A 13,907-nucleotide genomic window follows, 5' to 3' on the forward strand; every position below is an offset into this window, starting at 1 on the left:
TTTAACTTAAAGAATTCAATACAGTATAGATCGAGTTTTCTTATACAAATGTTTAGTAGGATAATATCTTATGCATTAATTTAACCTAGATTATTCACCAACCAACACGAAATCCCACTGAAAAGCTGACTTATCGGCTTTTCAATGGGATTCTCTTTTTCACTTAAAAGATGAAAAAAGAATCCTTTTCTGTTAAGGTTATTGCGACTTACAAATACCAAAGAAAGGATTCTTATGATGACAACTTTAACGCAAAAACCTTTACATTTCAATCGTTCTATTAAATTATCCAATGATGGAGGTGCACTTTCTTCTGACACAGGTGAATTGATCTTCCGTGAGTTTGATGAAAAAATCGGCTTTTCTCAAACTATTGCCAAGCATCTTTGTTTGAAGGATACACGCACGTATTGTATTCATGAAAACGAACAACTTCTTCGTCAAAAAATCTATCAGCTCATCGCCGGCTATCACGAGGACGATGCAGCGGACCGTTTGACACATGATCCGGTTTTTACACAAATTCTTGGTACCCCTGCACTCGCTTCTCAACCGTCGTTATCTCGATTTTTTAAGCGCTTTGACACGCAAGCACTGGACCAACTTCAAGAGGCAAATCAGAAGTTACTTGATCGGGTTCATCATGCCCGACAATCCAAGACACTGATTTTTGATTTAGATTCAACACATGCCGATACATACGGAAATCAAGAAAATTCGTCCTACAACGCGCATTATCGCACAATGGGCTTCCATCCACTTGTCGCATTTGATGGGCTAACCGGCGATTTCTTGAAAGCTCAATTGCGCCCGGGGAGCGTTTATACTTCCAATGGTGTAGTGGATTTTATGCGCCCACTCATCGAACACTATAACGAAGTTTTTCCTGAAAAGTCTTATCTTGTCCGTGGGGACAGTGGCTTTGCGGTGCCTGAGCTATATGAATTGTGCGAAAAGGAATCGGTATACTATATCATTCGTTTAAAAGCGAACGCCAAGTTAAAAGCACTTGCGGAAGAACTGCATCCAATACATGAAATTCGTGATGTGTCCGTGACAGAAAGCTATGTGGAAGAATCTATTTATCAAGCATCGTCTTGGTCAAAGCCTCGTCGTATTGTTATTCAATCGACCCGCCCAGCAGGTGAACTATTCTTTTTACATGCTTTTTTTGTGACGAGTCTCGGTGAAAGCTTTTCGCCTCAAGCGATTGTCACGTCCTATCAACAGCGAGGCACAATGGAAAATTTCATCAAAGAAGCAAAAGATGGCTTTGGCTTGGATCAGATGAAAAGCCATCATTTCCTCGTCAATGAAGCTCGGATGATGTTAAGTCTGCTTGCCTATAACTTCACAAACTGGCTACGTACACTAAGTTTTCCAGCTGCCTATAAAAGCATTCAAATTCAGACGATTCGCACACGTTTGATTAAAGTAGCGAGTAAATTGGTGAGATCCGGACGCTCACTGTATTTCAAAATGTCCTCGAGCTTTGTTTATGAACGCTTCTTTTGGGACGTACTGACTCGGGTGCAGCAGCTAAAATTCAACTAAATAGCCTTTTTAAAAAATCGAACCCGTACCAAGGGAGGAGTCTGTCTAAAAATCAGTTTTCTCCTAAGACTCGTTTCAAACCTTCTCTAACTAGGCTATTTTCTTGGTACAAATTTACCTTAGCATTACTAATCTAATGAAATCCTTAAAAATTTTAGATTGCGGTGAATAATTCAGGTTTAAGTATTAATAAATTTTGTCGCTTTTTCGTGTGCGATTTTATATATTAAAACCAATAAAACAAAGAAGAAGAAAAGACCAAATCATATGCAATTTGGTCTACTTATAAGTATTCTATTTCATATGTTTCCCCACAGAAAGGGAATTACTTAAGTTTTTTTGGGTTCCTTTTCTTTTTAAAAGATATCGGAAAAAGCGATAGATTAGACTATTTTAATGGAACTTCAATTTCTAAATCCTTCAATATTTCAGGAGCTTCTTCTTGCATATATTCAATAGTCAATTCTTTTTTGGGAATATTCATATATTCCTCTTCGAAAATATAATGATCCTTCTCTTTAAAGGTTATAGATTTATTAGCCCCATAATATACTTTGCCCTTACGATCCTTTAATGTAAAATAGTTCGAATGGGAAAAAGGAAACGGACTATTTAATTCATAGGTTATCGTCATTACATTCCCCGTATATTTAACTCCAATAATATTGATTTTCCCCCATCCCCCTATATCTAAATTAGTATCCTTCCCTCTAAATGGTTCTTCTATTGGATTATATGTCGAATTAATATTGACGATCATTGGTTGAATGGTCACCGAATCTGTATTTTCATCTAACCCTTCAAATGATTCCTGAATAGAATCCACCACTTCCATATTATCCTTTATTGTGATTCCACCATAGCCATGTGTATTATAAATCCAAGGTATTACTTCTCCCTCATTTGTGATTAATCGGAACATTAAAATTTTATCATCTTTTTTTGTCAGTGGACGTTTAAAGCTCATCTTAACCACTGTAGTGATTGGCGTTCTTTTTATTTCTTCAACTGTAAATTCGCTCTCATTGCTTTGTCTAGTAATCATCGGAGCCATTATTTCTAGGTTTTCCGTTTTGGTAAGTTTAAATTCAAATTGAAAGATTTCATACTTTCCGTTTATTACTACTGCATAATAGGGATGAACTTCAATTTCCTTTGGTAATTCCTTATGTTTAATGAAATTTACTGTTCCAATCCCAGCTACTTTATTGGGAGTCACCAATTCATAATTACCATCTGTTAACTTCCCTAAACCAGCTCTTGCTTCTTCCTTAAAGGAAACATTTAGATTATCAATCTGATAATCTTTGATTGGTTTCTTTGATTCTACTACATAACTAAATGATATTCTTTCTCCATCATAAATTGCTTCTTCTATCGTCATTTCTACATCATTACTTTTTGAAGTAGCAATAATATTTGATACTAATTGGCTGTCCTTCCCTTTCTTTAATCCACCATCACCATATGCTTTGAAAATAGATTCAATAAAAGGGATGGAAGAGAGTGTATTTGCTAGAGTTGGTGAAAGTTTTGGAAAAGTCAGCATTAATGAAATGAATAGACAAGCAATTATCGTAGTTACTATATATTTTTTATATAAAATCACAAAATTATGATGATAAGCCTTCTCTTCATTCTTATTTTTCACTTGCAATAATACTTTTTGTCGATCTATTTGTGAAAAGTGGGCATCTTTCATTACTTCTCCTATTGTCTCTTTTATGACCTTGGAATCATTCTTCATCTGAACTCCTCCTTATTTAGGAATGGGATAAGATTTTTTCTGCCTCTTCTTAATCTCGTTTTAGCAGTATTTCTGGAGATTTGTAGAATATCAGCAATTTTATTAATATCAAGCTCCTCATAATAATATAATAGGATGACTTCTGCATATTTTGGCGAGAGATTTAAAATTATATTTTTTAGTTCCGCTTGCATAATTTGATCAATTACTTCCTCTTCTGGAGAAGTCACGGTCTCACTCTTATAATCATCTTTCTTAAATAAAGTAAACCGCCTAAAATAAGCACTTTTCACATAATCCTTACATTTATTAATTGTTATTCGGTAGAGCCAAGTTCTTAATTTAGCCTCTCCTTTGAACGTTTTTAAATGGGTGTAGCACTTAATAAAAACAGTTTGCACAATATCTTTTGCTGTTTCTATATCCTTTACATATGTATAAGCTAACCGTGTCAGTTCATCTCCATACAAAATCATAATCTCTTCTAACAGTTTATCTAATTCATTCTCCTCTACTTCATTTAATAAGAAATGCTCCAATTTTTTCAATATCACTTCTTCCCCCCTTACAGAATCGCTAGTTAGACGACATGGATTTACAATAGGGTGCACTTTTATCGTTATAATTTGCATAATTTTCCTAAATAATTATAGCACCTTTTTATTTATCCATATCGGCATACTTTAAGACATGAAAAAGCTGAGTTCATTTACTGAATCCAGCCAATTATTTGAAATAAGGTTTGTCCTCGCTAATTCCCCATCGTTAATACAAAAAATAAGTAAAACAAAATCTTAACTAATGTCGGAAGCGCTTCAAATATCATATTCATTCTCCTAACCCATTCGATTATTTAATATATAATATGAAGCAGCTAAGTATATTGTAACCGCTTACTTTATTGTGCACGTCATTAAAATGATTAAAAACTATATGTACGCAAGAAAAAAACTCTCAAACAGAGAGTCTCTAGCTTACCTTATAAAATTTATCAATTTTACCAGCTAAAATTCTTAGAAAGTTATTAATTGTCATATTTTCGATTTTTTTCGAATACCATGACAATTTATTGCCCATGTCTTCACCATCATAATTAACATTTAATGGAACGTATCCTTTTGATTTGGACGATAAAGTATGATCGAAGGCAATAATTAATACTTTCCCCTCAGGTGTTTCTAATTTGACCTTGTATCTTGGAAATTTGTAGTCTGAGCTATACTTAACACCTTTAATCTTAGCCTTAGTTTTCATACATTCTCCTTCAGAGTGTGTCTATTTACTATTATAGCTTAAATGAAAAGAATTAGACATCATTTACTGTAATAATGAGAAGAATAGGCATTTGTATACACAAAACAAAAAACTATTATATACTTGAAGTCTCAGTATATCTCAGAATTTTCTAATCGATTTATTATTCTGCATTAGCAACTACTTCTACAGATCCGTCTTCTGCGTAATGCATAATATTTACAATTTTGTAGTAAGCTTTATCAATTATTATTGTTTCTCCGATGGATGGCGGGATTTGAAAAATAATTTGCTTTGACTGCCAACCTTTCACTTTATGCTGAAATAAAGTATTTAGTCTCACCATGACCAATCTCCTCTTTCTATTGATATTCCAAGAAACGAGTTCCTTCATTATATTTATGCACCACTAAATCTGAGCTTTCCATTTCATGAATAAAAAATTTCTATTTATGAAAGTTCATGATTTTTTATCATTTCATTTATCCAAAGATAGACACTTAAAACCTAAAAAAACTGAAATCAGTAAATGAGTTCAGTTTAGTATTTTATTTAGATTGTAACTTGTCACATGAAAAATCAAGAAATACTACTCTTCGTCCAATGACTTGGCTTTTCTAGATAGTTTGGTATTTTAGTATGTACATTCCCAATGGCTGAATTAATTTGTGACTGTGTGAGAAAGAGAGCGTCTGTTAAATTTGCACCACTTAAATCAGCATCTCTAAGATCTGCCCCAATAAAGTCTGCTCGCCTTAAATCACATTTGCTTAAATTAGATGCAATCATTAGTTTCCCACGAAAATCTTCACCTTGTAGATTTAAACCATTAAAGTTAGTGTCTATATAGTTTGATTTATTCTTTAACTGTCTCTTTTTCCCTTTATTCACACAATTGTTTCTATATTTTTTGCTTGATTCTATTAATAGTGCATTAACTTTACTGCGATGGAAAACAATATCTATTTCTAAAATCTCTTTTGGCTTTCTTACTGTTAGCTCAACTGTATCTTCATAAATCTTTTGAAGTTTGCCATGAAAAGACGAAGTTTCCTTTAATGTTAGTGTTTGATGAAGGTACCAAAGCATTTCATGCAATTGTTGAACAAGAAGAAAGACTTCGAACATTTCTCTTGCATGTTCTCCCTCCCGCCAGTCCATACCGTTATAAATAGACTGTGAAACATGCTGCCCTGCACCAAAACACTCATAAGATACACACCCATGGAAACCTTTATCCTTTAATGTTTCATGGATGGAACAAGAATAATTTGAACATAAATGGATACAGGGTTCGCCTCCATCTTTATTAATTGGAAAGTCTGCTGATTTTCCAAATGGCAATGCTGTACAACACAGTCCAAAGCAGTTTTGACAATCTGACTTTAAATTATTTATCATTATTAGACACTTCCTAAAATATAATTACAAACTTCTTGGTGGATCTGTAAACTATTTACCAAAATAATATAGATGATAAGGGAAAGTGGCAGTGTTACTATCAAGAAAACTTCCCTCAGTGGGGGTTTTTCTCATCCTCCACTGAGGGTTAGTTGCACTTATCGGACCTTTACGGGCAGTTATTCCCCCACTTAGCTTCCTCAATTTTTCTCAACTTTAGCTGGGGGATTACTGCCCGTTAAGAGTGGGACAAAAATCAGACGAATACCTAAAGGGGATATCCCAAAGTATTCGCCAATCCCTCCACAAACTCCAAAAATTGCTTTATTGTTAGCTGATTTTGTCATTTTACGATTCATTCTTATTCCCCATTTAAGTTAATATATAGTCTTTTCCTGACTGATTGTTCATTGCGATACTCCATCAACCAACAATCATGATACTCGCCTTCATGCAATTCATGTTTCGGAAGAATTTTGACCTTCTTTAATCCACACTTTTCATAGCATGAAATTGCTCTTACATTCCTTGCTTGTGGATCCATAACTACATAGTCTGCTTTCTTATTTTCAACTAAAAAGTTAATCATTGACGTGACGAGTAATGTTCCGATTCCTTTATTCCAATAGTTACTCTCGCCAATAAATTGGTCTGTTCCGTATATTAGTTCTGTCTTATACCCATAAAACATACTCGTTTTACTATCTAATTTGTAAAACTGAATATACCCAATCGCTTTATTATCATATTCCACGATGCATCTCACTTCATCGTCTTCAGAAGAATAAAACACTTTATTCACTTTATCTAAATCAAACGGATTATCTCTCCCTTCATAAAATTCGAGGACAGATGGGTCAGAAAGCCACTTAACTAAAAGAATATTATCCTTTTTTTCTAATTTACGAACTTTTAAAAGACCACTTTCGTATATCATTATCTACTAATCCCCATTTTTTTATAATTTCCTAGCAACAATCGTAAATTCCCATGGAATATTTTCATTTTTCCAACCACGATGTTCATCAAATCGATCTAGCTTAAACGCAGCAGGTATCAATGAATTAATGATTTCGCTAAGTGTATACAACCGGATAGAAACAGCAGGAAAATCCACTTGTTCTTCTTCAGGAAAAAATTGTTTAAAAGCAACATCTCCTGTTTGTAATCCTGAATCAAAATATGTTTGCTTTACAGTGAAATCTTCATTCAAGCATTTTAGAAAAGGGTGATAATCACTTAGAATCATCGTTCCATTCTTTTTTAAAAGCGAGGACAGAATCGACATTAATTTATCAAGATCCTTAAAATAATGTAAGATTCCGCCTTCTAAATAGAGCATATCAAATGAGTTTCCGTAAGTTTCTAGATCTATATCATAAAGATCTCCAACAACATAGGTGATGGAAATATTGGCATAGTAAGCTAATTCTTTTGCATAACGTTCATTTTCCACTGATATATCAAATATTGTCACATCTGCGCCTAATAAGGCTAATGGTACAGCTTTTCTCCCATTTGAACCACATAAATTCGCTATCTTTTTCCCTTCCACATTGTTAAAATACACTTGATGTTTTTTTAAACTTCCTAAGGGATTTTTCTTTAATTCAATCGCTTTATCCTTTGGAGGACCATCCCTCTGCATCCAAAATTCATAGGCGCGATATTCCCAAGCCACTTTATTAGCCGAGCTTTGCTCATTCATAATGGAAATCCTCTCCTTTATAAATCAATGTTTTTTCCTAATAACCCCAACCTTTGCACTTGCATGAGTTTATTACCTTGAAATTCCATTCGGTAGATATCCGGCTTTGTCGTATTTAATAAAAAATCCAAGTCAAACTGATTGTCATAATAGCCCATCATTAATGTCATTACTACACCATGTGTTCCAATTACTATGTTCTTTCCTTATAGATATAAGTTCCCATACTATTCTCCCTACTTAGTGACTCCAACACGTAGCCAGTCCAAAGGTGATTTTTTTTCGAAATGTTTTTCAATATGTGTAAGAACTTCATCGTTTCCTGGTAATGAAACATATTCGATTGCTTCCTTAAAGGATAACCATTTATATTCACTATGCTCATCATTTAACCTAACATGGTCATCTTCCTCTATGAAACCAACAAAGACAGGTGCAATATAAATGTAGTTTTCTTGCGGAGAATATATTTGATCAAATGTATTCATGCTGTAGAGTAGTAAATTTGTAATTCCCGTTTCTTCTTTCACTTCTCTTAAAGCTGCTTGCCAAGCTTGTTCTCCTTGTTCTAAGCTGCCTCCTATATAATAGCACCACATATCTTTCAATATCGGTGTTGCCCTTTTTAATAATAAGACTTTATACATCCCCTCTATTTTTTCAATAACACAACTGCTATCCCAGTACTGCGAATAGGTGTTTGCGCCTCTTCATTTGCCATGTTTTATCTTCACTCCAATATTAAGATTATATTTTTGTAAAATTAAGTCTTTTCTATTATAAACTTTTTCCTCTTAAACTGGTAATATTTCTTAGTTTTTACTTTTGCTGAAAGGTGGTATATAGGTAATAGTAAACATAATCTAAAAGGAGGTATAAAGATGAGTGTATTACAGAAAATTGCCTTAATACTTATGATTATCGGAGCAATTAATTGGGGACTTATCGGCTTATTTCAATTTGACTTAGTTGCAGCTATTTTTGGAGGGCAGCATGCAGGATTATCCCGAATTATCTATAGCATCGTTGGAATAGCCGGTTTGCTGAGCATTAGTTTACTTTTCTCTTCAAAAAGCTTATCAAAAAATAGCACAAAAGAGAGAACTGTATATTAAAAAGGTTTCATAAAAAATAATAGAGGATGGGACATAACTAAATAGATACTCTGTAAAGACGAACAATTTCTAATATAGCTAGTAAATAGCGGCTGCTTTCGCATACTTTTTACAAGAGGAAATATAATTAGTTGGAAAAACAGAGCAGCCGGAATACACGAAGACTCCTATGGGATTAGCGAGACAGTCTGAGACCCTGCAGGCCACAGGCAGACCGCGGCTCAGCGCGAGCCCCATGGAAAGCGAAGTGTATTCCGGCTGCGGGGAATCGCACCAAACTTCATGGAAACATCCTTTGAAAAACAAATAAAAGCCCGAACAATTATACGGAACATTCATTAGCATCTTCGTATAATTGTTCGGAATTATCCTTGGCTGGAATACTTATGTCCCAGCCTCATTATTTATTTTAGTAGATGAAATTCAAAACCTTTATTCGAAAATGTATTTGTCGTTTTTTCGATCATAAAGTGAAACTTCCCTTAGTGGGGGTTTTCCTTCATCTCCCACTAAGGGTTAGTTGAACCAATCGCGGACCTTTACGGACAGTTGCTCTCCCACCTTCCTCGTATTCTCATAGCTTGAGGGGGGAGGGGGGTCCATTAAGAGTGGTATAAATTATACGCTTATAATATATTCGCCACTAACTGAATGCCACTTAAAAACAGGCCAATAATAAAACCACATACAGCTCCGTTTACACGGATCCATTGTAAATCTTTGCCGACATTATTTTCAATCATATCGACCAGTGTTTCATTATCTAACTTGTCGAGATTTTCTTTTACTAAATTACCAATTTGATCATGATTATTCTCGATAAAATTAGAGATTTGTTGAACAATCCACGGATCGATCTTTTTGCCGTTTGCTTCGATTTTTTCTACTAATTGCAAAATAAACGGAATTGCTTTTGTTTCCATGAATTCTTCGTTTTCAAGAAGTTCAATCGCCTTTTCTTGTACCTGTTTAAGGCTTGCTAAGATCGTATGATTAGATTCAAGTGAGTCTAACACTTTATCTTTCCATGTATTGATTCCTTCTAAAACCTTATCGTTTTCTGGAAGGCTCTCAATCTCCTTGCGAATATAAAGAATGAGCGCTTCTCGATTTTGCTCTCCTTCTTTTTGGAGACTTCGCATTCCACTTAAGCAAAGATTTTGGACAATTTGCCCTAACTTATCTTCTGTTAAAATATTTTGCAAAGTCTTTAATGCGAATTGAAGCATGCCACTTGCTTCTACATTATTTAGTACATTCATCGAAACAGAACCAAGTTTTCTAGCTGTTTCTTCTTTTCTTAGCCAAGTTTCTGTTTTTACTAAAACATGATCCAATGCTTTTTTATCTACTTCCTCGGTAATTAACTGATTAGTAAGCAGTGTTAAAATATTACTTATTTGCACATTGGATAAAGCAGATGACATTTGCTCTCGAACAAACGGAGTGATCGTTTCTACATTGATATTGCTAATTGCTTGTTGTGTAGCTTTTATCATTGCTTTTTTGACTGGTTCTGTTTGAATTCTTGTTTTAATAGCTGCTGTGACTTTTTCAGTAAAAGGAATATTCTTCACTTTATCCTGAATACTTTCCTTCGATAACCAATCCTTTTTTAAAACACTCACTAATCCATTCACCATTCTATCCCTGTTCTTTGGCAATAGTGCAGTGTGAGGTATTGGTAACCCGAGTGGATGTCTAAATAAAGCTGTAACTGCAAACCAGTCCGCTAATCCCCCAACAAGTCCAGCCTCAAAGCCGCCATGTAATAAATGAATCCACATATTATCTTGAAAAGGGAATGTTAAAATAAATCCGATTCCCATAATAATAAGTGAATATCTTGCAATTTTTCTTGATGATCTTTTTTCCACACATTGTCCCTCATTTTACTTTTAAAATCGTTATTTACATCTTTCCAAGATGTAGAACCTCTATTCTGTAGTATACCAATAATCGCCTAAAAACAGAAAGAATAAGTAAAGATTTGCTGAATTTTTTCTTATTTGCGCAGTAAAAGCCAAAAGGTTTATTACTCCTTTCGGCTCTCCAACTTTGATTCTTTTGTTTTAATGGTCTATTTGAGACAAAAATCTACTCATTACTTGTCTATATTGTTCTGGTTCTTCTATATAGGCCATATGGGCACTTTTTTCAAAGATATGGAAAGATGCATTTGGTGTTTTCCTACTAAAATATTCCGTTGATGCTGGAGTTGCTTCATCAAATCGCCCACATGTATACAAAGTTGGAATCGATATTTCCGCTAATCGTTCCGTACAATCAAAGGATTTTAAGTTGCCTTGTACCGTGAATTCCGATGGTCCCCACATTACTTGATATACATGGGGATTTCTAAAATGCTTGCCCTGTTTAAGATGTTCAGGATAAGGCTTTAATCGACATACAAAATGATCATTGAACACTTCAATTGCTTTTTGGAAGGCTGATGAATCAGTCGTTCCATTTGCTTCACTGCTTTTAATCGTTTCTTGAATTTCTTTCGGTAATAAAGTAAGATTTTTCTTTTGATCTTCTTCCCATAACGAAGCACTTAAACAAGGACTTGAAAAAATAATACTACCAATTCCTTCTGGCTCACTAAAATAATAGGCTGCTGCAAGAGTTGTTCCCCATGAATGACCAAGAATATGTACCTCATTTAGCTCTAACGCTTTCCGAACAAGCCCAACTTCTTCGACAAATCGATCCAACGTCCAGAGTGAATCGTCCTCTGGTCGATCCGATTTTCCACATCCCAACTGATCATACAAAATGACTGGTCGATTGATTGCTAGGTCTTTTAATCCTTGTAAAGAGTAAGAACTAGAGCCAGGTCCACCATGCAAAATAAGGAGTGGTATTCCTGTTGCTTGTTGATTATGGATAACATACCAAACCTTTCCACCTGTTACTTCGATAAATCCTTCTTTCATCGGTTGACTCCTTTATGTATTTTTCTACTAGTTTAGCATATTATTATCTCTCAATCGCAAAAGAACAGCTATTTCTATTTCTTTCTTTCAATTATCTCTACACGATTTCCAAATGGATCACGGAATTCAAAGCGCTCATATCCTTCAATCGCAATAGAATCTGCAATCTTTACGCCTAGTTTACTAAGCTTATTTTTCCAAACAATCATACTATCTACTTGATAAGCCAGATGAGATTTTGTTGAATACCGATTAAATCCATCCTCCGTACCAACATGAACATCCATGTTTCCAAGTGTTAACCAAAAACCACCTCTACCTTGTAAGGATAATGGCTTCTCTATCTCCGTTAATTCTAATACTTCACAATAAAAATTCTTTGCCTCTTGTTCAGTACCTTTTGGAATCGTAATTTGGACATGGTGCACACCAATAATAGTCATCTTATATCCCCCTCCTCTGCACTTCCTCCTATCAATCGTACAAGATAGATTGATAAACACACTTTTTTAATTTAACATTTTGCTTATCCGAATATCTCTTTTTATTTCTTCCCAAGCGAGAACCCAGCAAATAACTTTCCTCCATATGGCTCTAACACTTGTTCCGCAAGTAAAATTACTTTTGTCTTTTCCCCTGTTCGATAAAAAACTTGAAACGCCTCAATAAATTTATCAGCGAAAGTTAAATCATATTGACGTAAAGATCGAACCATCCATTTCGAAGTTCCTATCCACTGGTTATTTACTCTTAAGACAAATTCATGAAGAAGCATACTTAACGAACTTGCGATAAAAATAGCTTCTTGTTCATTAGTAGAACCAATAAAATCATCTAATACGTCCGAAATAAAGTATCGCTTCGTTCTAATTGTTTCCTCCGACCATTCTTTAGGACCAGCTACTAACATTTTTTCTGCCTCTTGTTTTATATCATTTAGAACGCCATCATTCCTCAACACGATTCCTTCTGTTACCATTCGTTGCATAGATGGTTTCGCTATATGATAATCCATTAAGAAAAAATCCTTGTAAGAGGATAAATTATGTACAAAGACTTCGATAGGCCACCCAAATTCACATACAGACTCTCTGAAGGAAGATTCGATTTGTTCATCAAAAACGACTATATCAAGATCCGATGTTGCTGTCGCTTGTCCTCTTACCACACTTCCCGCTAAAACCGCTGCGTTGCAATTAGTAAAATATTTATCAATAAAAAGACGAGCTGCTTCTATTGGTTCTAATCTTTCCATCTGAATCTCCTTTTCTAATTAATATATTATTTTAATTTCCTTAACAAATACTGCAGTCCCACTTATCTCAACATCCAGTTGATCGTCCTTATCGGAAACGGTGACAGAAACTTTTCCATTCCGACCTATTTCCTGACCTTGTTCGATAACAATAGGTTGGTTCTTTCCCTTGTCATTTATATAGGTAACGTAATAAGCTCCCATCACTCCAGAAGCTGTTCCTGTGACAGGATCTTCTATCGTACCAGAAAAAGGAGATGAAAAATGTCTACCATGCATTGTTGCTTCTCCCTCAAAAGTTTCGAGGCAAAATGGGTGAACAGATGCATTGGGAATCTCTTTTAAAATGGACGGGAACAAATCATTTTTTGGAAGCATTTGTGAAAATACATGTAAACTCTTTATTGGAACAAGCAATGTCCATATCCCTGTACTTCCATAAAGGATAGGCTGATTTACATCTAAATCAGATTCTGCGATGCCAATTGCCTCTGCCAATTCTTTTCTTGAACCGTTAAATTCTTTAAATTGTGCAGGTATTTGTTTCATAATAATAGAAGGGGTTGACTGTTCCTTTTGATTAATTCGAATAGGTAGAATCCCTGCTCTCGTCTCAATCAAAATCGTCTCTTTTTCAGGAAGATGCCCATTTGCTTTTAACGCAAAAACTGTAGCAATTGTTGCATGACCGCAAAGATTCATTTCATGTCCTGGTGTAAAATAACGTATTCTCAAATCGGCAATATTTGATGGCAAAACAAAGGATGTTTCATTAAAGCCTACTTTCTCCGCTATTTTTTGCATTTCTGACTCGTTAAATTTTTCCCCTTCTAAAACTATTCCTGCAGGATTTCCTTGATTTGGATGCTCTGTAAACGCATCGTAATGCAAGACGGAAATGGTTTTCATTATCTAACCTCCACCTATATATTTG

Annotated in this window: 16 protein-coding genes and 1 pseudogene; 2 read left to right on the top strand and 15 right to left on the bottom strand. The window is 34.8% G+C overall.

Annotated elements, in window-relative coordinates; all coding sequences use genetic code 11:
• The first annotated feature begins 237 nt into the window (after nucleotides 1-237).
• Nucleotides 238-1,554: an IS1380 family transposase gene (locus tag NKG37_RS21215; protein WP_254416399.1), complete on the top strand. Its 1,317-nt coding sequence runs from the start codon at nucleotides 238-240 to the stop codon at nucleotides 1,552-1,554.
• 388 nt (nucleotides 1,555-1,942) lie between these two features.
• Here NKG37_RS21215 and NKG37_RS21220 read toward each other — a convergent pair whose 3' ends face one another.
• The 10 genes and pseudogenes from NKG37_RS21220 to NKG37_RS21265 all read right to left on the bottom strand — a co-directional run bounded on the left by NKG37_RS21220 (nucleotide 1,943) and on the right by NKG37_RS21265 (nucleotide 8,311).
• Nucleotides 1,943-3,301 carry a DUF4179 domain-containing protein gene (locus NKG37_RS21220; RefSeq protein ID WP_254415308.1) on the bottom strand — a complete coding sequence of 453 codons (1,359 nt, stop codon included), beginning with the start codon at nucleotides 3,299-3,301 and terminating at the stop codon, nucleotides 1,943-1,945.
• Nucleotides 3,298-3,855, bottom strand: a complete 558-nt coding sequence (locus tag NKG37_RS21225) for a sigma-70 family RNA polymerase sigma factor (RefSeq protein WP_254415309.1) — start codon at nucleotides 3,853-3,855, stop codon at nucleotides 3,298-3,300. Before NKG37_RS21225 ends, NKG37_RS21220 begins: the two co-directional genes overlap by 4 nt.
• Before the next feature lie 415 nt (nucleotides 3,856-4,270).
• Nucleotides 4,271-4,555 (bottom strand): hypothetical protein, encoded by a 285-nt coding sequence (locus NKG37_RS21230; protein ID WP_016205482.1) that lies wholly within the window; start codon nucleotides 4,553-4,555, stop codon nucleotides 4,271-4,273.
• Nucleotides 4,556-4,718: 163 nt separating this feature from the next.
• Nucleotides 4,719-4,901, bottom strand: coding sequence for a hypothetical protein (locus tag NKG37_RS21235; RefSeq protein WP_016205483.1), 183 nt, complete (start codon nucleotides 4,899-4,901; stop codon nucleotides 4,719-4,721).
• A 233-nt stretch (nucleotides 4,902-5,134) separates the two neighbouring features.
• Entirely contained in the window at nucleotides 5,135-5,956 is an 822-nt protein-coding gene (locus NKG37_RS21240; protein WP_016205466.1) for a pentapeptide repeat-containing protein, read from the bottom strand.
• Between the two features lie 200 nt (nucleotides 5,957-6,156).
• Complete coding sequence (locus NKG37_RS21245; protein WP_254415310.1) at nucleotides 6,157-6,315, bottom strand: PspC domain-containing protein; 159 nt, start codon at nucleotides 6,313-6,315, stop codon at nucleotides 6,157-6,159.
• A 2-nt stretch (nucleotides 6,316-6,317) separates the two neighbouring features.
• Nucleotides 6,318-6,893, bottom strand: a complete 576-nt coding sequence (locus tag NKG37_RS21250) for a GNAT family N-acetyltransferase (protein ID WP_254415311.1) — start codon at nucleotides 6,891-6,893, stop codon at nucleotides 6,318-6,320.
• 21 nt (nucleotides 6,894-6,914) lie between these two features.
• The gene (locus tag NKG37_RS21255) at nucleotides 6,915-7,664 is read right to left on the bottom strand and encodes a class I SAM-dependent methyltransferase (protein WP_169188693.1); all 750 of its coding nucleotides are present in this window, start codon (nucleotides 7,662-7,664) and stop codon (nucleotides 6,915-6,917) included.
• Nucleotides 7,665-7,681: 17 nt separating this feature from the next.
• Nucleotides 7,682-7,870: pseudogene (locus tag NKG37_RS21260) on the bottom strand (hypothetical protein); the annotation flags it as partial.
• Nucleotides 7,871-7,900: 30 nt separating this feature from the next.
• Complete coding sequence (locus tag NKG37_RS21265; protein ID WP_254415312.1) at nucleotides 7,901-8,311, bottom strand: NUDIX hydrolase; 411 nt, start codon at nucleotides 8,309-8,311, stop codon at nucleotides 7,901-7,903.
• Nucleotides 8,312-8,545: 234 nt separating this feature from the next.
• Here NKG37_RS21265 and NKG37_RS21270 point away from each other — a divergent pair, with 234 nt between their 5' ends.
• Nucleotides 8,546-8,779: a DUF378 domain-containing protein gene (locus NKG37_RS21270; RefSeq protein ID WP_016205463.1), complete on the top strand. Its 234-nt coding sequence runs from the start codon at nucleotides 8,546-8,548 to the stop codon at nucleotides 8,777-8,779.
• Between the two features lie 626 nt (nucleotides 8,780-9,405).
• Here the strand turns inward: NKG37_RS21270 and NKG37_RS21275 are convergent.
• The 5 genes from NKG37_RS21275 to NKG37_RS21295 form a co-directional block, all read right to left on the bottom strand.
• The gene (locus tag NKG37_RS21275) at nucleotides 9,406-10,656 is read right to left on the bottom strand and encodes a DUF445 domain-containing protein (protein WP_254415313.1); all 1,251 of its coding nucleotides are present in this window, start codon (nucleotides 10,654-10,656) and stop codon (nucleotides 9,406-9,408) included.
• A 195-nt stretch (nucleotides 10,657-10,851) separates the two neighbouring features.
• Nucleotides 10,852-11,718 carry a proline iminopeptidase-family hydrolase gene (locus tag NKG37_RS21280; RefSeq protein ID WP_254415314.1) on the bottom strand — a complete coding sequence of 289 codons (867 nt, stop codon included), beginning with the start codon at nucleotides 11,716-11,718 and terminating at the stop codon, nucleotides 10,852-10,854.
• Nucleotides 11,719-11,792: 74 nt separating this feature from the next.
• Nucleotides 11,793-12,161, bottom strand: coding sequence for a VOC family protein (locus NKG37_RS21285; RefSeq protein ID WP_016205376.1), 369 nt, complete (start codon nucleotides 12,159-12,161; stop codon nucleotides 11,793-11,795).
• 101 nt (nucleotides 12,162-12,262) lie between these two features.
• Nucleotides 12,263-12,973 carry a nucleotidyltransferase domain-containing protein gene (locus NKG37_RS21290; RefSeq protein WP_016205377.1) on the bottom strand — a complete coding sequence of 237 codons (711 nt, stop codon included), beginning with the start codon at nucleotides 12,971-12,973 and terminating at the stop codon, nucleotides 12,263-12,265.
• 18 nt (nucleotides 12,974-12,991) lie between these two features.
• Nucleotides 12,992-13,882 (bottom strand): PhzF family phenazine biosynthesis isomerase, encoded by an 891-nt coding sequence (locus tag NKG37_RS21295; RefSeq protein ID WP_254415315.1) that lies wholly within the window; start codon nucleotides 13,880-13,882, stop codon nucleotides 12,992-12,994.
• Between the last annotated feature and the right edge of the window lie 25 nt (nucleotides 13,883-13,907).

The sequence above is a fragment of the Niallia sp. RD1 genome (assembly GCF_024219955.1).
Taxonomy (GTDB): Bacteria; Bacillota; Bacilli; order Bacillales; family Cytobacillaceae; genus Niallia; species Niallia alba.